Origin of the sequence: Candidatus Thiodiazotropha sp. CDECU1, assembly GCF_963455295.1 — a bacterium.
In the GTDB taxonomy this organism is placed as follows: domain Bacteria; phylum Pseudomonadota; class Gammaproteobacteria; order Chromatiales; family Chromatiaceae; genus Thiodiazotropha.
The window spans coordinates 265,175-286,220 of record NZ_OY734020.1 but is presented as its reverse complement, the minus strand read 5'-3'; the positions used below and the strand labels follow the sequence as shown (position 1 = coordinate 286,220).

At 51.0% G+C, this 21,046-nt stretch carries 9 protein-coding genes; 5 read left to right on the top strand and 4 right to left on the bottom strand.

Features of this window, described 5'->3' with window-relative positions; translation table 11 throughout:
* Window positions 1-161 precede the first annotated feature (161 nt).
* From R2K28_RS01280 to katG, 3 genes are all read right to left on the bottom strand, one after another.
* Entirely contained in the window at window positions 162-1,508 is a 1,347-nt protein-coding gene (locus R2K28_RS01280) for a diguanylate cyclase domain-containing protein (RefSeq protein ID WP_316367625.1), read from the bottom strand.
* Window positions 1,508-2,527 carry an ABC transporter substrate-binding protein gene (locus R2K28_RS01275; RefSeq protein ID WP_316367624.1) on the bottom strand — a complete coding sequence of 340 codons (1,020 nt, stop codon included), beginning with the start codon at window positions 2,525-2,527 and terminating at the stop codon, window positions 1,508-1,510. Before R2K28_RS01275 ends, R2K28_RS01280 begins: the two co-directional genes overlap by 1 nt.
* 550 nt (window positions 2,528-3,077) lie before the next feature.
* The gene (katG, locus tag R2K28_RS01270; protein ID WP_316367623.1) at window positions 3,078-5,240 is read right to left on the bottom strand and encodes a catalase/peroxidase HPI; all 2,163 of its coding nucleotides are present in this window, start codon (window positions 5,238-5,240) and stop codon (window positions 3,078-3,080) included.
* Window positions 5,241-5,679: 439 nt separating this feature from the next.
* On the opposite strand from katG, the gene R2K28_RS01265 reads away from it, so the two are divergent.
* From R2K28_RS01265 to R2K28_RS01245, 5 genes are all read left to right on the top strand, one after another.
* Window positions 5,680-11,865 carry a transporter substrate-binding domain-containing protein gene (locus R2K28_RS01265; protein WP_316367622.1) on the top strand — a complete coding sequence of 2,062 codons (6,186 nt, stop codon included), beginning with the start codon at window positions 5,680-5,682 and terminating at the stop codon, window positions 11,863-11,865.
* A 1-nt stretch (window position 11,866) separates the two neighbouring features.
* Entirely contained in the window at window positions 11,867-12,958 is a 1,092-nt protein-coding gene (locus tag R2K28_RS01260) for a response regulator (protein ID WP_316367621.1), read from the top strand.
* Window positions 12,959-12,972: 14 nt separating this feature from the next.
* Complete coding sequence (locus tag R2K28_RS01255) at window positions 12,973-13,812, top strand: sirohydrochlorin chelatase (protein WP_316367620.1); 840 nt, start codon at window positions 12,973-12,975, stop codon at window positions 13,810-13,812.
* 4 nt (window positions 13,813-13,816) lie between these two features.
* The gene (locus R2K28_RS01250) at window positions 13,817-14,713 is read left to right on the top strand and encodes an adenylate/guanylate cyclase domain-containing protein (RefSeq protein ID WP_316367619.1); all 897 of its coding nucleotides are present in this window, start codon (window positions 13,817-13,819) and stop codon (window positions 14,711-14,713) included.
* Between the two features lie 112 nt (window positions 14,714-14,825).
* Window positions 14,826-18,254: a mechanosensitive ion channel domain-containing protein gene (locus R2K28_RS01245; RefSeq protein WP_316367618.1), complete on the top strand. Its 3,429-nt coding sequence runs from the start codon at window positions 14,826-14,828 to the stop codon at window positions 18,252-18,254.
* Window positions 18,255-18,303: 49 nt separating this feature from the next.
* Here R2K28_RS01245 and R2K28_RS01240 read toward each other — a convergent pair whose 3' ends face one another.
* Complete coding sequence (locus tag R2K28_RS01240; RefSeq protein WP_316367617.1) at window positions 18,304-21,030, bottom strand: bifunctional diguanylate cyclase/phosphodiesterase; 2,727 nt, start codon at window positions 21,028-21,030, stop codon at window positions 18,304-18,306.
* Between the last annotated feature and the right edge of the window lie 16 nt (window positions 21,031-21,046).

Sequence of the window (21,046 nt, the reverse complement as noted above, 5' to 3'; positions counted from 1 at the left end):
CGCAGTTTATCGTCGTTATTAAACCATCCCATGGGTGTTCCCTCATATCCCTTGCATAGTGTGTCAGATTTGGTATCGGCCATTCACTAAAAAGCTTTAAGCGACCACAAACAGTAGATTAACTGTTTGAATTCACTCATCTATCAGACCAAGAGAACTGTCTAAGGCTGGGTTTGAACTGCTGGCTTAATCGCGAACTTATATGGGGCACTTTGACGTTTAGCCTCGTACATAGCCGCATCTGCCGCTCCGAGCAAATCATCAGCACTTGGCAATGTCTCCGTATTCAGTGTAGCTATGCCAATACTTGCCCCCACCGATAACCAGCGTCCCTCCCAAGCGTAAGACTCTGAGATAATTGCCGAGGCCTTTTCCGCTATATAGATCAGGTCTTCACTACAAGAGTACTCCTTCACCAGCAATGCAAACTCATCACCACCCAGGCGTGAAAAGGTATCATCCTCACGGAAAGATTTTTTGATCCGCTGCGCAATGACCTTGAGTGTCAAGTCTCCTGCGGCATGACCGAATTGGTCGTTAATTTGTTTAAACCCATTCAAATCCAGCAAATAAACAGCCAGATTCTGTCCATGACGCACGGCATGCGCATAACTACTATAAAATAAATCCATGAAGTAGAGCCGGTTGGGCAGACCTGTCAAGGTATCCGTATGTGCCAGACGTTGTAACTCCTCATTTGCGTGCCTCAGCTCACGGGTTCTTTCCTTAACAGTTTTTTCCAAGGAATGCGTATGTCCACGTAGATCCTCATTCGCAGCTAACAGCGCATTTTGAGTGCCTACAAGTTTTTGCAAAAGATTTCCAAATGTATTCGCGATAGTACCTATTTCATCATCTCGCTTCTCCAACTGGTCTGGAAGAGTTCTCGTTTGTTCCAGATTAACTGATTTGATGTGTTGTAGTAACGCATTCACCGGGAGACCTAAATTCCTTCGAAGAAATTCGAGCACTATTAACGTACCAACAATAGTAAGTACAACACCAACAACCAGCATTTTATTTAATAATGCATTCACTTCCACATCAATAGCGTTTTGATCCACAGTTATCAATACCATTCCGTTCTCATTATATGAAGGGAATTTCAAAGGGTGCCTTATTTGCAGACCACGCTTTTTGGTTACAGATTGCGTGTTTATAACCGATGATTTCTCAAGTGAACTGTTTTGGCTCGGATGATAACCACTTTGATACAGAATGTTACCGTTGTTATCGACAAGGGCTGCGTAACTGATCCCTGGATTGGTTTTAACGATCTCGATACACTGCTGTTCAAATCCGAGAAATTCATCCAGCAGCAAACCGAGCTGAAACAGCCTACGCGCACGGCTGGACAAATCCTCAGCCGCAATTTGCCCACGTTTATAGAAAGAATCGGTATAGTGTTTATTCACCTCCGTGAGCACGAAAGTAATCACCGCCGAAACAATAACGAACATACCAACAATAAAAAGAAACAGGATCTTTGCCCGGATAGAACTGAACATCAGTGCTCCCAGGTATAGTCTGTTATTGCGTCAATAGAGAGGAGTAAATTGACATTTGGCTTGATCCCTAGTTCACGCGCCCTCATCAGATTAATCATGGGGACACCCTCTGTACGAGTCTGTATTGGAATCTCTCTTGGAGAGACCCCATCGAGGAGGATTTTTTTAGCCATCTTTCCTGCCATGAATCCTTGTTGATAACCTGAAACTGCAACTGCACACAAAGTTCCACGTTCAACACGAGTCTGCCAAAATGAGAAATCCGGTAAATTACTGTTTTCTACCACCCAACGTTGAATCTTCTCGTAATCAACATCCTCTCCATTTTCATCCTTTATATTGAATACCCCCAACATTGCGATGGCGTCCACCCTATCCTGTAGCTGCATGACCTTATCTTGAAACTGCTGGAGTGTTTGAACCAAAGTCCAATCTGTTATTTCGACATCCGGTATTTGCCGAACACTGCTGCGCATGCGCCCCATGACTCCTTTCCATGTCGGATCGGCATCCACTATAACGGATATTCGTTTCACATCCGGTACCAGTTGTCGAAGCAGCCTTATAGTCGGAACTATGTGTTCATACTCCATGACACCTGTAACATTATCAGCACCCACGAAATTGTATTCGGACGGATCCCTGTTGACAGCACTGAACACGATCGGATAGTCACTACCAACATAATCTTGAATCAGATATTTCTGCGCATTGTCATCGTTTGCATAGATCAAATGAGGATTCCACTCATCGATTATGCGCTTTGCCTGCTCGACTTTTTTCTCAATCTCAACTGGATTGCTGTTTCGCTTAGTGTCTAGCTCAACGACCTTATATTCAACATCAAGCCCGGCAAAGACCGACTTGAAACCCTGGAACTGTTCACGATTCCATTTCCAGAACGCATGGTAACTCATGACATGGAGAATACGGAATCCACTCTTTTGTGGATCTGCATTGATCTCAGCAGTATTGAACAAAATCGAAAAAAAACAGGCTATCGTCAACCACTTGAGCATAGTTACTTCTCTTCAAACATAACTGGTACCCGATGATATCTTCCAGATATCCATATCCAGTATATAAAGAGACATAGTTGAAAGCGTAAACAGCTAACTATGAACCAACCTTGGAGTTAACAGCCATCATCGAAACAATTCCAATTACAAATACTCATAGCCCACATCAAGAAAGTGTTGAGCTGGTGTACTTTGATTATAGCGATAGAATGCCATATTTGTGCGTGACAATACACTTTCCCTATTAACAAAAGAATCTAATCGAAAGCTTTAGCAACTCTCCCAAGCTTATCATCTACAAAAGTATATACTGCACTAACCTATTGACGCCTGTAACCTTTCACCACACATCATCAACTGAGTGCTGTCGTTAACACGCCATTATGTTCAGTTTTATAGTTACTTCAGTTATCAAGTAGCCTGTCATAACGACAAGGAGAACCACAAGATTAATACATCGATTTGCTATATCTGACAATAACAACCTAAACCGAGGGCGGCGTTTTAGAATCTTCAAAAACGCCGCCCTCAACCACATCGATGTAACTAATTATGCGATGTCAAAACGATCCAGGTTCATCACCTTGTCCCAGGCCGCCACAAAGTCTTGCACAAACTTCTGTTGTGAATCTGCAGCCGCATAAACCTCGGCCAATGCGCGCAACTCGGAGTTTGAACCAAAGATCAGATCCACACGCGTAGCGGTCCAAACAGGTTCACCTGTTACCCGATCACTACCCACAAAGGCATCATCCTCTGGCGAGACGGGCTTCCACGTGACACCCATATCCAGCAGATTTACAAAGAAGTCATTGGTCAATGCCTCCTTCTGCTTGGTGAAGGCACCGTGCTGGGACTGATCGGCATTGCAATTCAAGACACGCATGCCACCAATCAGCACCGTCATCTCAGGCGGGGTCAGTGTCAACAGTTGCGCTCTGTCGATCAGTAACTCCTCAGCCGATACGGTATATTTTCTCTTTTGATAGTTACGAAAACCATCTGTAACCGGCTCAAGCACAGAGAAGGACTCCACATCGGTCTGCTCCTGGGAGGCATCCATACGACCTGGCGTGAACGGTACCGTCACCTCCTGACCGGCATTCTTCGCGGCCTGCTCGACACCCGCACATCCCGCCAACACGATCAGGTCGGCCATTGAGACTCGCTTGTTGAACCCACTCTGGATACTCTCGAGAGTCTGTATCACCTTGACCAACTGATCCGGTTGGTTGACCTCCCAATCCTTCTGCGGCGCCAGGCGAATGCGCGCACCGTTCGCACCACCGCGCATATCGGAGCCGCGGAAGGTCGAGGCAGACGCCCAGGCGGTAGAAACCAGCTCTGAGACAGAGAGTCCGGAATCAAGAATCTTAAGCTTCAGATCGGCTATCTCCTTGTCATCGATCAGTTCATGATCGAGGGCGGGGATCGGGTCTTGCCATATCAGTTCTTCCGCGGGTACTTCCGCACCAAGGTAACGGGCACGGGGGCCCATGTCACGGTGAGTCAGCTTGAACCAGGCACGTGCGAAGGCCTCTGTGAACTCATCCGGATTCTCGTAGAAGCGTCTCGAGATCTTTTCGTAATCCGGATCGAAGCGTAGTGCGAGGTCTGTCGTCAGCATCGATGGCACAAGACGTTTTGATGGATCGTGGGCATCGGGTACTGAATTGGCGCCTGCACCATGTTTCGGTATCCACTGATGGGCACCGGCCGGGCTCTTCGTCAGTTCCCAATCATATCCGAACAGGTTCCAGAAGAAGTTGTTGCTCCACTTCGTTGGCGTGGTGGTCCAAGTGACCTCCAGGCCGCTGGTGATCGTGTCACCAGCTTTGCCTGAACCAAAGCTGCTTGCCCAGCCCAGGCCCTGTTCCTCTATAGCGGCAGCTTCCGGCTCGGCGCCCACCAGTTCTGCATCGCCGGCACCGTGGGTCTTGCCAAAGGTATGACCGCCAGCGATGAGCGCAACCGTCTCCTCGTCGTTCATCGCCATACGGGCGAAGGTCTCCCGAATATCCTTGGCCGCCGCGAGTGGATCCGGATTGCCGTTGGGACCTTCCGGATTGACATAGATCAGACCCATCTGTACAGCCGCCAGGGGATCTTCCAGGTCCCGTTCACCAGAATAGCGCTTGTCGTCCAACCAGGCATTCTCATTGCCCCAGTAGATATCCTTTTCCGGCTCCCAGATATCCTCGCGACCACCCGCGAAACCGAAGGTCTTGAATCCCATCGATTCCAGCGCCACGTTGCCGGTGAGAATCATCAGGTCGGCCCAGGAGATCTTGCGCCCATACTTCTGCTTGATCGGCCATAGCAGCCTACGCGCCTTATCCAGGTTGACGTTGTCAGGCCAGCTGTTGAGCGGAGCAAAACGCTGGTTTCCGGTCCCGCCACCGCCTCGGCCATCACCGGTTCGGTAGGTGCCGGCACTATGCCATGCCATACGAATGAACAAGGGGCCATAATGGCCGAAATCCGCTGGCCACCACTCCTGGGAATCGGTCATCAGCCCATGCAGGTCCCGCTTCAGCCCATCGAGATCCAGGCTCTTGAACGCTTCAGCATAGTTAAAATCACCATCCATCGGATCTGACTTGGATGAGTGTTGGCGCAGAATTTCCAGGCGTAACTGGTTCGGCCACCAATCCCGGTTTACCGTGCCACCGCCTGCGGTGTGGTTGAACGGACACTTGTTACTTTCAGCCATCACATTGTCTCCTCTGTTTATGACATATTGTTGCTCCCACTGAAGTAAAGAATCGCCCCTGGAGAGTGATTTGTAAAATCAAATATTCCTAACGGTATGATAGTTTTTAAATATCACCAAAGAGGCCTGGAGATATCCATGGATGGGGCTCACCCTTGCGTCTCAAATACAAATCTACAGCCAGCGGCGCAACTGGTGAGATCACTCGTCATCCGTATGAAGAGGAGGTAGGGACTCAGGTTTCAAGACTTTAAGCCTCAACGTCAACAGGATGCGACACTGAATCCTTAAAGGAATAAATAACTTGCTTTTGCATGTAACCTTTGTCCACACTTCACTAAAGTATTCGGGCGGCATGACTTAAGCGTCGATAATAATCAAGGTGGACTTAAGCGGTGCAGGGATAACCAAGAAAGATATGGACTTTGCTTTAACGTCAGTGAAACAGATCAAAGGGTTGTTTTTTCTACTCTTGTTCTTTACCTGCACCTGTCAAGTCATGGGGGACGATCAGGCTAGGGTGAAGCCAGCCCACGAATCGAACCCACCACCACTTGGCTACCGCAACGAGCAGGGAGAGGCAGCCGAAGAACCTACCAGTATCAAACGCCATTGGCTGGGCCAGGTACATACCGAATATCAGGATGTACTGACAATCGTGGGAAGCCGTAACATTCCGCCCTTCAGCATGTTGAACCAGCAAGGGGAACCGATCGGTGTTGGTATAGACATGTGGCGTCTGTGGTCTAAAAAGACAGGCATACCAGTGCGCTTCCGTCTCACCGACATCTCAAGATCCCTGGATGAGATGAAGGATGGACGCGCAGGTCTGCATGCCGGTCTTTTACTCTCGAAGGAGCGTAGCGCCTGGCTCGACTTCACTCCCCCGTATCTGGAAACCCCGGCCTATCTATACTACCTGTTCAACAACAGTGAAGATCGTTCACTGAGCGACTTCACAGCTTCACGCATCGGCACACAGGGCCCTATTCCACAAGATCTATTCAGCAGACTCTTTCCCCAGGCGTCACAGGTGATTTTCGAAAATATCCCACAGATGATACACGCCGTGGAACGTGGTGAACTAGATGCCTTTATTGCTGATCGGCCCTCAACCGATTTTGCTCTTCTGCGCCTTGGTTTGCGGGGCGAATTCATCGCATTAGACAAGGTATTGTTCAAAATCTCCTTACGCGCCGCCGTCGTAAAAGAAAGCCCGAAACTGCTTGCGGCGGTCAAGGACGGACTCGGTAAGATCAACCGCCAGGAGATGGACGCCATCCTTGCGCGATGGGTCGACAAGTCGGCACGCATCGCAATCGATCTACCTTTACAATCGTCGTTAAAACTCAATCCACAGGAAGAGGCCTGGCTGCAACAGCACAACACGCTACGCATCGCCATCGATCCCGATTTCGCACCCTATGAATTCACTGACGAACAGGGTCGGCACCATGGTGTATCTGCAGATATGCTCAAACTCATCGGCCGTAAGCTCAATATCGCCCTCCAGCTGATACCAACCAAGAGCTGGGAGCAGACCCTTGATATGGCCGCAAAACGGCAGGTCGATCTCCTACCCCTGGCGAATCGCACCCAGCAAAGAGAGGCGTTCCTCGATTTCACCGAACCCTATCTTCTCTCCCAACGCCATATCATCACGCGCCGACAGCAAAGCGACATCCAGACAGAAGCGGATCTGTCCCAGAAAACCCTGGCACTGCCCAGCGGCTACTCGATCATCTCTATCGTGCGCAAGAAGTGGCCAAAGGTGAAGATCAACGAAGTGGCGGATATTCCGACAGCACTCCAGCAAGTCGCCTTCGGTGCAGCGGATGCCACAATCCTCAGCAGTGGCGTGGCCGGTTACTGGCTGGACAGGCATGAGATCACCAATCTGAGAGTGGCCGGCACCCTGGGTCAACCCAGTCGCCTTTCCATCGCGAGCCGTAATGACTGGCCTGAACTTGCGAGCATACTGGAGAAGGCATTGCTATCCCTTGATGAGGAGCAACGCGACACCATTCGGCGTCGCTGGGTCTTCCTGGATGACGGTGATCAAGACAAGACGCTGTATGGCCTTACCCCCAAGGAGCAGTCGTGGATAGCACAACACCCGGTGATTCGGGTCGGTGTCGAGACCCAGGCAAAACCGATCAGCTTTATGACCGCGGATGGAGATTATCGCGGACTCTCGGCCGATTATCTCAAACTCCTTGAAAGGCGACTCGGCTTGACCTTCACCGTGGTGACCGATAGTGACTGGTCCAGACTGCTCGATCAGATCCAGTCACATGAACTGGATCTGATCGGTACTGTTTCATTATCCGATGAACGCCATCAATACATGACATTCACCCTCCCTTATCATGTCTCACCCATCAAGCTCTACATCCGCAAGGACATGCACATTGGCGGACTTGACAACCTTGAAGGCAAACGGGTCGCCGTGGAAAAAGACTACTGGCTGCACGAGCGACTCTCAATAGAGCACCCTTCCCTGCAACTTCTGATCGTAGAGAATACCCGACAGGCGTTGGAAGCAGTGCAAATCGGCCAAGCGGATGCCTATCTCGGCAGCCAGACCGTGGCCGATCTGCTGATCGATGAATATCGACTGAACCACCTCAAGGCAGTCTCACCCGGTGAAAGCCTGAGCAAGACCGAACTACGCATGGGGGTCAGAAAAGACTGGCCGATACTGGCAAGCATAATTGACAAGGTCCTTGCAGACACCCCCCCAGAAGAGCATCGGATGTTGAAACATCACTGGCTCGCCAGTGAACGGGAACCCATGAACACCTCATTGGTACTCAGCAAAAAGGAGCGGGAGTGGCTGGCTCAACATCAACGCATCGATATCGGGGTGATGAATGCCTGGCCGCCCATGGACTTCATCGATGCACAGGGGCATGCCACCGGTATTGGTGCCGACATTATCCAGGCGTTGAATCGGCGTCTGGGCGGGGTGTTAAATCCCCAACCTGCCCCATGGAATGATATTTATACTGCCGTGAAGGAGAAGCGTCTACCCGCACTCATGGACATCACGCCGACATCCGAGCGCAGGCGCCATTTCCTGTTCACCGATCCCTACCTCACCATACCCCATGTGATCGTAACGCATAAGGGGTACCCACCCGTCCAGAGGATATCGAGTTTGACCGGTAAGCGGGTCGCCCTGGAGCAGAACTTCATGTTAGGCAGAATACTCGCAGATCGTTACCCAGCGATAAAACAGGTGGAATACAGCAACACCAGCGACGCCCTGGATGCGGTCTCCAGGGGCGAGGTGGAGGCCTATGTGGGCAATCGTGCCGTGGCTCTCTACCTTATCGAACACGAACTGATCTCAAATCTCAAGATACAGAGCAAGCTCGATGAGAGTGTCTCGGTCAACGCTATCGGTGTTAGGGATGACTGGCCTATTCTACGCGACATATTGCAGAAGGCCCTGGGTACACTCTCGCACAATGAACTGCGTGACATTCTCAAGAAATGGGTGCCAAGCGCCGAGGAGAGGGAGCAAGCCACCCCGGGGATGAAGCGCTTGCTGTTGAGCCCGCAAGAGCAGTCCTGGCTGGATGATCATCGAGAGATTCGTATTGGTATCGATCGCTTCTGGGAGCCCATCGAGTTCGTCGATGAACAGGGGAGACATCGTGGTATCTCCGCCGATTTCCTCTCCCGTATCCGGGATATGCTAGGCATTGAATTCACCTATTCCACATCCCTCAGCTGGGCCCAGGTAATGGCGGGTGCCAAAGCGGGCGAAATAGACATCTTACCGGCACTGACACCATCGCCGTCACGCTTTGAGTATCTCAATTTCACCCAACCCTATCTTCACTTCCCATTCATGGTGTTCACCCGTACTGACACCCCCTTGGTAACCGGCATCGATGATCTGCATGGTCTCAACATCGCGGTTGAGAAGGAGTATGTGACCGTTGAGTACCTGGAAAAGGACTATCCGCAACTCAACCTGAGAAAGATGGACACCACCGCCGAAGCCTTGCAGGCACTCGCCAGCGGTGAGGTCGATGCCTACATCGGCAACCTGACCCTTGGCAGTTATCTCATCGACAAGCTGGGCCTTGGCAATCTCAAGGTTGCCGCTCCCACCCCGTATGCCAATGATCTGGCGATCGGTGTGCGTAAGGATTGGCCGGAGTTGCAATCGATCCTGAACAAGGCCCTGGCGAGGATCGATGAGAATGAACGGCGCGCAATACGCCAGGATTCACTGGCCATTCGCTATGATGTGGAAGTGGACTATACACTGCTCTGGCAGGTGTTGGCGGTGGCCGGCTCACTGCTGCTGATCTCGCTGCTGTGGACAGCGCAGATTCGGCGCCAAAAGGCGGCCTTTGCGATGGCCAAGGCGGAGGCAGAACAAGCCAACCGTTTCAAGAGCTATTTCCTGGCCAATATGAGCCATGAGATCCGCACCCCGATGAACGCCATAATGGGATTCAGCCACCTCGCCCTGCAGACCCAGCTGACACCGAGACAGTTCCACTATGTGGATAAGATCAAGAGCGCCTCTCACACCCTGCTCGGGGTGATCAATGACATCCTCGATTTCTCAAAGATCGAAGCCGGTAAGCTGGAGATCGAGAAAACCCCCTTTTCGTTGGACGAGGTCATGGAAAACCTGGCCAGCCTGACTGTCATGCGAGCCGATGAAAAGGATTTGGAGATTCTCTTCAATCGCGACCTGAATATACCCGGCACACTGATTGGCGACCCACTACGGCTTGGACAGGTGCTAATCAATCTTACCGGGAATGCCATCAAGTTCACGGAGCGGGGAGAGGTCATGGTCAGCGCGGCATTGGAGAGGCAGGATGAAGCGGGGTTATGGATACGATTCAGCGTCAAGGATACCGGCATTGGCATCGATCAAGCCGAGTTGCCGCGCCTGTTCAAACCCTTCAACCAGTTGGACGGTTCCACCACCAGGCGGCATGGCGGCAGCGGTCTCGGCCTGAGCATCTGCAGGCACCTGGTCAAGCTAATGCAGGGGGATCTCCAGGTCGACAGCCACCCCGGCAAAGGCAGTACCTTCAGCTTTGTCATCCCCTTGGGCAGCAGTGAGGCAACAGTCAAACAGAGCTGGATACCGGACCCAGATCTGCGCGGCCTGAGAGCGTTGGTGGTTGATGACAACCCCACCGCCCTTGAATTGCTCAGTGAACGCCTGATTTCATTCACCTTTGACGTCACTTCCAGCATGAATGCCAGCGAAGCCCTGGAACTGCTGCGACAAGCCGATCAGGACGAGAAAAAACCCTACCACCTGGTCCTGATGGATTGGCGCATGCCGGGACTCAACGGTATCGAAGCCGGTCACCGTATCAAGCAGAACAGCGCCAAGCTCTCAACAGTCCCGGCAGTGATACTCATTACCGCCTATGGACGGGAAGAGGTTATGTTACAGGCGGAAGAGGCGGGGCTGGATGCCATCCTGATCAAACCCGTCAGTCCATCAGTTCTGTTCGATACCCTGATCCGGGTCTTGAATGATGAGGATGAGATCGCCCCCGTCAAGGCCGATGCAACAATGCCTGGTCAACGACTCTCAGGCTCGGTACTCTTGGTCGAGGACAATGTGATCAATCAGCAGGTGGCTCAGGAGCTGCTCGAGGGTTTTGGACTAATGGTGCATACGGTTAGCAACGGCCAGCAGGCGATCGAAGCCATCGACCGGCATCGCTTCGACCTGGTGCTGATGGATCTACAGATGCCAGAGATGGATGGTTATGAAGCAACTCGACGCATTCGTGCCGACACCAGGCACACAGAGCTGCCGTTGATCGCCATGACTGCCCACGCCATGGCCGACGAACGTGAGCGCTGCCTTGCCACCGGCATGGATGAGCATATACCCAAACCGATCGAACCAGCACGTCTCCACAGGGTTCTCAGCCGTTGGTTAAAGCCTGCCGGTGCACATTCAAAACAACAACGCCTGCAGCGTCCGCAGGACCTCAATATAGAGTTCCCCCCCACTCTACCCGGTATCGACCTGCAATGGGGCCTGCAGCGTGTCGGCGGCAATCGACGCCTATTTCGCAACCTGCTTGAAGAATTCGTCACCAACCACAGCCAGGATATCGCGAAACTTGAAAAGAATTTACAACACGCAGAGTTGGACAACGCCAAACGCACCTTGCATACCCTAGAAGGGGTCTCGGGCAATATTGGCGCCCACAGCCTGCAGCAGGCATCGAAAGACCTGCACTTTGAATTGACAAAAGAAGGAAACAGTCCGTTACCACACCTGCCCGATGCCTATCGTCAAACCTTTGCAGAGCTTTTCAATGGACTGCGTAATTTCCTGGAAGAGTCGACATCATCTGACACTCCAGTGACAGACGCAGCCAGCCCCATGCCTGGGGAAAGCCAGGTTAGTATCGACAAATTGATAGCTTCACTCGATGATATGTTGGCCATGGGAGATCCGGATGCAAAGAGGCTATTTAAAACATTGAACCAATTTCTGAAGCAGAAGGATGCGGCTGATCTTACTGACCGCCTGGGGAGTCAGATCCGGGATTACGACTTCGACCTGGCCAGGGAGAGCTTGGCGGCGTTGAGAGCGCACCTAGGGGAGGAATGATATGGAAGCTGACAGAGCAAAAATATTAATTGTTGATGACGAGACGCTGTATATCGACATTCTGGTCGATCTATTGAAAGATGACTACTCGACAGTGGTATCAAAGAGTGGTGCCCAGGCACTGAAGCGGGCTGTCGATGAACCAATCCCCGACCTGGTATTGTTGGATATCCTGATGCCGGGCATGGACGGTTACGAAGTCTGCCGCCTACTCAAGGAGGATCCGCGTACCAGGGGTATTCCGGTGATCTTCCTGACTGTGAAAAGTGAAGTCACTGACGAGGTGAGGGGTTTCGAGCTCGGCGCTGTCGACTATATTGCCAAACCGATGAGTCCGCCCATTGTGCGTGCACGGGTAAAATCCCACTTGGCACTGCACCAAGCTCAACAACAATTGCAGGATCATAACGAGCAGTTGGAACAGCGGGTCGGTGCCCGCACAGAGGAACTCAACCGGACAAAGGATGTGGCTATCTTCTGTATGGCCACCCTGGCCGAAACCCGTGACAGTGAAACCGGCAAACATATCCTGCGTACCCAGAACTATATCAAGGTACTCGCAGATCACCTTAAAACTCATCCACGATTTGCAGATTACCTGCAAATTGATGGCACCATCGAGATGTTAAGCAAGACATCCCCGCTACACGACATCGGCAAGGTCGGCGTGCCCGATCGCATTCTGCTGAAACCTGGCAAGCTCGATGAGGAGGAGTGGATATTGATGCAGAAACATGCCCAATATGGCCATGACGCCCTGTTGCGGGCAGAACAGGAGTTGGGAAGCACCGATTTCCTGCTGATGGCCAGGGAGATCGCCTACACCCACCACGAACGCTGGGACGGTAGCGGATATCCACGCGGATTGAAGGGTGATGACATTCCCATTTCAGGCCGTTTGATGGCAATTGCCGACGTCTATGACGCACTCATCAACAAGCGGGTCTACAAGGAGGCCTATAGCCACGAAACAGCGGTGGAGATCGTCAGACAGAGCGCCGGCAGCCATCTCGATCCGGATATCGTGGAAGCATTCCTCCAGCTACAGGATGAGTTCATGAATATCGCACTCCTCTACCGCGACGACGACTGATCCGGTCGGGATATATGAATAATCCACAGGTCTTGCTAGTCGACAACGGATCCATACAACCCCAGGCAACTCTCAACCTGAGACACCTGGCTGCCGAACTCAGTCAATGTAGCGGATCCAGTGTACATCCGGTCTCACTGCAACATGCGGATAGGATTCCCCATGACCAGCTGGACGGAAACCCTGCCCAGCTACTGGAATCATTTCTCTCGACCCAGCTTAATCATGGGAGTAGAGATTTCCTGATCGTCCCGCTGTTTTTCGGTGTCAGTCGTGCACTGACTTCACTCATTCCCGGTCTGGTGGAGTCACTGCAATCAAAACACGGTCTATTCCAGCTGCATATTGCCGACGTACTCTATCCCCAGCCCCAGGGAGAGCCGAGATTAGTCAGCATCCTGAAGGATCAAATTGATCCACTCATCGCCGGGGTTGTTCAACCACGGGTCATTCTGGTTGACCACGGTTCACCACTGCGAGAAGTGGCAGAGGTTCGCTCGCGCATCGCCTCAGAGCTACGCAATCTGCTCCCGTCCGAGACTCACTTTCTAGAGGCTGTAATGGAGCGTCGTGAAGGGAGCAAATACGACTTCAACGGTGAGCGGCTTGAGCAGATACTGGAGCGTGAGGCGCAGCTAAACCAGCACACTCCTATTGCCATCTCACTGCTGTTTCTCCTCCCTGGCAGACACGCTGGACAGGGTGGTGACATCGCCAGCATATGCAGAGAAACCGAGCAGCGTTACCCTGGACTGAAAATAGACATAACCCCCTTGGTAGGGGAGCATCCCCAACTGATCGGGATTCTACGGGATAGATTGGAATCAGGATTGAAGGCAATGCCTTCCATATAGGACCATGTCTAACGCAGCTCAACAATCATATGCCATCGTCTTTGCCGATATCGTGGGCAGCACCCGTATGTATGAAAATCTGGGTGACAGCCGAGCCAAACAACTGATCACGGAACTGGAGGAGGTCATAGCCAAGGTCGTTGCCGAGACCGGCGGTAATGTGGTAGAGGTTGTTGGCGATGAGGTCATGAGTCGCTATGCGCATGTAAGCGATGCAGTAGAGGGTGCCTGTCTCATGCAGGAGCGGGTCGATGAATATGCAAAACGGTCGGGTATGACTTTATCAGCCAGAATCGGACTCCACTATGGACCCGCCATTGTTGAAGGTGGCCGGATGTACGGTGACTCGGTGAATGTTGCCGCACGCATGGCATCGATCGCCCAGTCCCAGCAGATCATTACGACGGAACAGGTGGTGCAAAACCTGTCCGACGAACAACAGATAATCGTACGCCGATTCGATAAAGTAAAGGTAAAAGGCAAACTGGCGCGAATGGTCATTTATGATCTCTTGTGGCGAAAAGATGATGTTACCTTCCTGCATACCTCGCCACTGACGCAAAGTACGCTGGCAAGAGTCCTGGTCCTGGAATATGGCCATCAGCGCTATCAATTCCAACCCCAGCAGAACAGCATGCATATCGGGCGTGACGCCAGCAATGAGCTTGTTGTCAACGCTGCCGCAGCCTCCAGAGCCCATGCCGTAGTCGAGTACAACCGCGGTAAATACGTGCTTTCAGATACCAGTACCAACGGCACTTATCTGACAAATCAAACCCAGCAATCACTCTATCTAAGGCGTGAGACTGCACCCCTCTTGGGCAGTGGCAAGATCGGCCTGGGAGAACCTGTATCAGATGATAACCAGCATGTTATCAGTTACCATCTCATGGAACCTTGATACAAATACAAATCCTGTTACAAGTGTGATCAGCCACAAACTTTTAACCACATAGAGAAACCTTTTAATCATTTACACCACTAATGCAACTTCGGAATACTGATACATTTACATGCCCTACTCCGCAACAATCCGCCCGCCACAGCTAAGAGCGATATTTTTTGTTCTCCTAAGTCTCTGTCACGCACTGCCGGCATGGGCCGAAGCTCCAACCCTGCCACTCAAACAGAATCAGCCTATCACCCTCGACCAGTTGGAGCAGACCCGTACAACTATCAGCCGTGACGCCAGCCTGGATCAAGGCCAGAAGGATAAGGCTGTCGAGCTACTCAACCAGGCAGACAACTGGTTACGACAAGCCAACAAGGTAAGGGGGGAGATTACACGTCTTGAAAAACTGATCCAGGATGCACCGCAACGGATTCAGGATCTCAGAGCGGACATGAAACGAACCACTGATCTCGATGAATCCCTTGAGGGTTTCATTCAATCATCAGATCTTGCCACCTTGGAAGTACGTATCAGCAAAGAGGAGCTGAACCTGGTCCAGGCGCGGGATGATCAAGAAACCCAGTTAGACGAACTTGCCACACTGTTGGCTGGCAGCAGACAAATCAACACTGAAATCTCAGCGCGAAGCGAGGCCCTGGCACAGATTCGTTCCGATATAGAGACATTACCGCAAAATGAATTAAAGCAGATCAGACAAGCCCGACTGATGTCATTGATGGCTAGAGAAGCACTGCGCGAAGCGGAGTTTGATCTGCTCACGCTCAGGTTGGGAAACCTGAGCCTGTTGACCAATCTCACCCAGGTTCAAAGGGACGCGAACATAGCCCATATCAGCCAGCTACAGGTAAGTCTGAAGCGTCTGAACCAGGCTGCCGCCGAAATCAGGGAAACAGAGGCAAAACAGGCTCGTCAGGCCGCTGAGCAGTTGCAACAGGAGACTGCCTCTCTCCCGCTGCCACTGCAGATCATTGCCAGGGAAAATGCCAAGACCCGCTCCGAACTCGAACAACTTGTGTATTGGGAAAAGCGTGTCCAACAGCAACTGACAGCAACCAAACGCAAATTAGAGCAGATACAGTCTGACTTCGAGCACAGCAACCAACGTGTCGACGTTGTGGGTAGTAGTAAAGCGATAGGAAAGATGTTATCCCGCCGCCGGGCTGCGCTACCATCCCTGAGAAGCTACAGCCGCTCTTCCGCGAAACGTAAACAGGAAATAAACAAGGCCACTGACCGCCAGATCGAGATCGAAGAGCTGCTCCTGGAGCGCGGCAATATCTCAAACCATGTCGACGCTATCACTCAATCGTTACTGGATGACTTATCCGATAAGGAATCGAAACTTCTACAGAAGCAGGCATTATCACTTGCAGGCGCCAGACGCGAAGCACTGAATGAATTGCAAAAGGCCTACGGCCGTTACATCAGTCAACTCACCTCATTTGATCTTGCAGAACGCCAACTGCTGAATTTATCCAAATCTTACACCGACTACATCAACGAGCAGTTAATCTGGATATCAGGAGACGATGTAAGTCAATTGTTCAAACCCACCCAGCTCGCATCAAGCCTTGTTTGGCTTGTATCTCCAGAACATTGGCAAGAGCTGGGTACTGATTTGGTGAGCACAAGCCGATACAATGTCCACTACGCCTTCCTTCTGCTATTGGTTCTTTTAATCGTTGTCTGGAAACAACCGTTCGCGCGACTGCAGATACCCAATCTCGCCAGAGCCACACGTAAAATAGCTACTGATTCGATACGCCTCACTCTCAAGGCGCTGTTTTTCACCCTGGTAAAGATCATGGCCCTACCCGTGCTGATGATAGGCTTAGGTCTGCTGTTGAAAGCACTACCGACTGCTGCACCTTTCACCCTGGCCATGGCCACAGCCCTGATCACGGTAGGTATAACGCTGGCGGCAGCCCTGCTGTTGTATCAATTATGCCTACCCGAGGGTATAGGCACACGTCACCTGCGCTGGAACAACAAGATCTGTCAATCAGTGGCACATGAGCTACGTTGGGCCATCCCCGTGGGTGCGCCACTGCGCTTCCTGATTGCTCTTGGTGCGGGTGAGGGCTTGCCTGTCGAGGCGCTGGCGCTCAGTAGCGTGGCAACCATTGCATTGATGATCGTTTTTATTGCGTTCATCTACCGTTTGTTACGCAAGCAGGGATCACTCATGCTTACCTGGAGCAGCGTGAATCCACATGCCTTGCTGTTGCAATTGCATTTTTTATGGTTCCCTTTTTTGCTACTCATAGGGGTCGGCCTGATCTTCTCCACCGGGTTCGGCTACATGACTCTAACCTTAAGGCTACTTGATCACGTGGAAACAACCATCTGGTTTTTCATCGGCCTGTATACCTTAAGGGAACTGCTACTGCGCTATCTCTATATTGCCGAACGTAGATTACGCTATCACAACGCATTGCAAAGACGGAATGAACTACGTGCTCAGAGAGATCAGGAGCAACCACAAATCGAGGATGAGAGTAGCGTAATTACAGCCGAGATCCCTGAACTGAACTTCGATGCCTTGAGTGAACAGGCGAAAAGACTGGTACGCTTCGGTTATCTACTCGGTTCCGTGATCGGAACCTGGTTGATATGGTCGGACCTGCTCCCAGCACTTGATTTTCTCAACAACATCCAGCTGCCTGTAAATACGAGCCAGATGATCGACGGCGTGATCACAGAGACACCCTTGACGCTACGCGACGTAATAACCGGCGTTGTCATATTAATAATCACTTTTCTTGCAGCCAAAAACCTGCCCGGTGTGCTTGAAATCACCCTGCTCCAACGCCTGCCCCTCGAATCCGGAGCACGTTACGCACTGACCACTCTGCTACAGTACTTCATCGCCGGTACAGGGCTAATCATCGCTTTCAGTCTGATCGGCTTTCAATGGTCCAATATTCAATGGTTGGTTGCGGCACTAGGGGTGGGACTCGGATTCGGTCTACAGGAGATTGTCGCTAATTTCATCAGCGGTATTATTCTTCTATTCGAACGACCAATTCGCGTCGGTGATGTAGTAACCCTCGATTCAACGACAGGTGTCGTCTCCCGCATTCGCATCCGCGCAACCACCATCACCAATTATGACAAGCAGGAATTATTGATTCCGAATAAGGAGTTCATTACAGGCAGGGTTATCAATTGGACCCTGACCGACAAGGTCAATCGGGTCATCATCAATGTGGGCGTTGCCTATGGCAGCGATGTCAATAAAGCTATGGGATTAATGATCGAAGCCGCGGAAGAGAATGAAAACGTACTACAGGACCCCAGGCCAGTGGCTACCTTTGAAGCCTTTGGTGATAGCGCGCTGACCCTGTTACTTCGCGCCTATCTCGGGTCGATGGACAACCGTCTGGCGACAATAACCGCATTGCATGAAGCAATCAATAACAAATTCATCGAGGCCGGTATTGAAATCCCTTTCCCACAACGGGATCTTCATCTGATTAATCCTGATCCATTGGCGGTTAATATCAACACCCCGCCAAAACAACCTTAAAGACTACCATCGAATAATCCGTTAGAGGCAGACAAGCAGAATAAGCGACTCAAGGATTACCGTTTAAAGTAACTCCCACTCTCTCACTTTGCTTTGTGAGACTCAGCATGCTCACCAACTGCTCCGCCGGTAGCGGCCTGCTGAACAGATAACCTTGAGCCATTTCACAACCCTGTTGTTCTAAAAATTGCAATTGACTCTCTGTCTCGACACCCTCTGCGACCACACCAAGACCCAAACTTTGAGCCAACGCTATGATCGCCGATGTTATGGTTACATCGTCTTCATTATCAGGAATATCTTTGACGAAGGTACGATCAACCTTCAAATTATCCAGCGGGAAACGTTTCAGATAATTCAGCGAGGAATAGCCAGTACCGAAATCATCAACAGAGATACTGATACCCATCTCTTTGAAATCATTCAGCGTGGTTATGGTCTCGTTCACATTGCGCATGATGACACTTTCGGTTATCTCCAACTCCAGATATTTTGGATTCAAGCGGGTATTTTTAAGCGCCATCGCGACCGTCGCACTCAAGTCGCGTTGAATAAATTGCATACTACTCAGATTAACTGCTACCCGGATTGGGTTATAACCGGCATCCTGCCACTCCTTGTTCTGTCTACAGGCCTCGAGCAGCACCCACTCTCCAAGCTCAATAATCATTCCTGTCTCTTCCGCGATTGGAATGAATTCCACTGGAGAAACCATACCCAACTCCGGCTCATCCCAGCGCAGCAAGGCTTCAGCGGATACAATCTCACCAGTAGCGAGATCGATCTGGGGTTGATAAAAGAGCTTCATCTCATTGCATGTCAGGGCCTTACGCAGCTTCCCTTCCAATTTTAAACGCGTGGTTGCCAATACGTTCATCTGCTCGGAATAGAACTGGTAATTATTTTTTCCTACCGCTTTGGCATGATACATCGCTGTATCAGCGTTCTTCAGCAACTCCTCAACATCGCGTCCATCCCTTGGGAAGATAGCTATACCGATGCTGGGCGTAATGTAGACCTCATGTCCATTCAGGTTATACGAACGGGCAATCGCATCCTGAACCCTTTTAGCGACCAAAGCCGCCACTTCCGGTTTCTGAATATCCTCGAGTAACACGGTAAATTCGTCACCACCAAGCCTGGCAATATTCCGACACTCTACCTCATCTTCGTAATTAGCTCCCACAAGGTCCGTTTCCCTGAGCTGTCCCTCCAAACGGTTGGTAACATTTTTCAGCAACATATCACCAATATCATGACCCAAAGTGTCATTGATACGCTTGAATTCATCAAGATCAAGATATAAAATCGCGCCGACACGCTGGTGTCGCTTGGCGACTTTAATTGCTCGCGTAACCTGTTCCTTGAACGCCTGGCGATTTGGCAGCTTTGTCAATGAATCGCTATATGCGAGCATACGGATCTTTTCATCCCACTGCTTGCGCTCAGTGATATCTCTGGCGAATACACTCAGGGTGAACATTTCTCCAATTCTAGAACAGGAGATAGCCAGATCGAGGGGGAATTTACGACTATTGTTATCCCTGCCTTCGACTTCCAAGCGGACACCGGTAGGGTGATCCTTAGAGCCCTTGAACATCGGCTCGAGTGCATCTGTCGCTTCGACCAGTGACCGATGGGTAAGGATGAGTTGCAGTAGGTGGACACCAAGCACATCTTCCTCTTTATACCCGAACACCTCAACCGCCTGCTGGTTCCAGCTAAGGATCATACAGTTGGCATCAGCCGTTATCACAGCATCGAATGCGGTGTCGATGACGTGCGAGAATCTCTCGTCTTCTGCTGCGATTGCCGCGTTCGCTTCATCTTCCTTGAGCTGTGCTATGCGCATGTTTCGGTAGACACCGATAGCCAATCCGAGAATCAACAATGACAACATCCATATTGCTAGCACTTTCCACCAATCTATGACATTCACTCTCATCCTTTGGGTGACAGATAAGTCAAAATCAGTTCCATAGATCTCTATCTTTTGCCTGTACTTGAGCGTGCTCAGATCGACTGCCAATCTGGCTATACCGGACTTGCTGAGACGGGATAGAATTCCACCCCCCACCAACTGCTCACTGTCTACCATAGGCAACAGGGACACTTCATACGCTACACCGGGGCCGGCAAGCCCATTGATAAACTGTTCAAGTTCAATACTTAGAACCGCCATACCGTTGAACATATCAAGTCGTTCATGCACCCTTTTCGGAGGGTAGCGGCCAAGGTAGACAGGTTTCAGGACAAAATATTGTGTTTTGCCCGATCTATTTATATCAACAGGTCCGAAAGTTACGATATCGCCGCTTTTAATCGATCGTTGCAGGGTCTCAAATGTACCTGGTTGTCGCATCAGGTCATAACCGAGTAAATTCGCAGAGCGCGGGTCCATGGGTTCGATAAAACTCACCGGCAGATGGTATTTGTCGTTGCTCACCTGCATTCCATTCAACTGCCGATCGTTCTTCAATGTAAAGCTGACATAACCCTGTTCCCGCATTTCCGCCTCGAACTCTTCGCGCCTCTCATCGGGAATTCTTGTCATATGCAATATTCCACAGATGAACGGGTAGGCTTTCAGCATCTCCTGCGAGAATGAGGTCTGCTCAGCGATACCGAGAAAATCACTCGCATGGTACAACCCAACCAGGGAGGTCAAGACTGTTTCCAGGTTCGAGATCCGCTGTGTCAGAGTCCGATGAACCTCACCGGCACGATCATTGAACACACTATCGACCGCTCGCATCTCCACCCAAATCGACAACATCAGGGAGATCCACGAG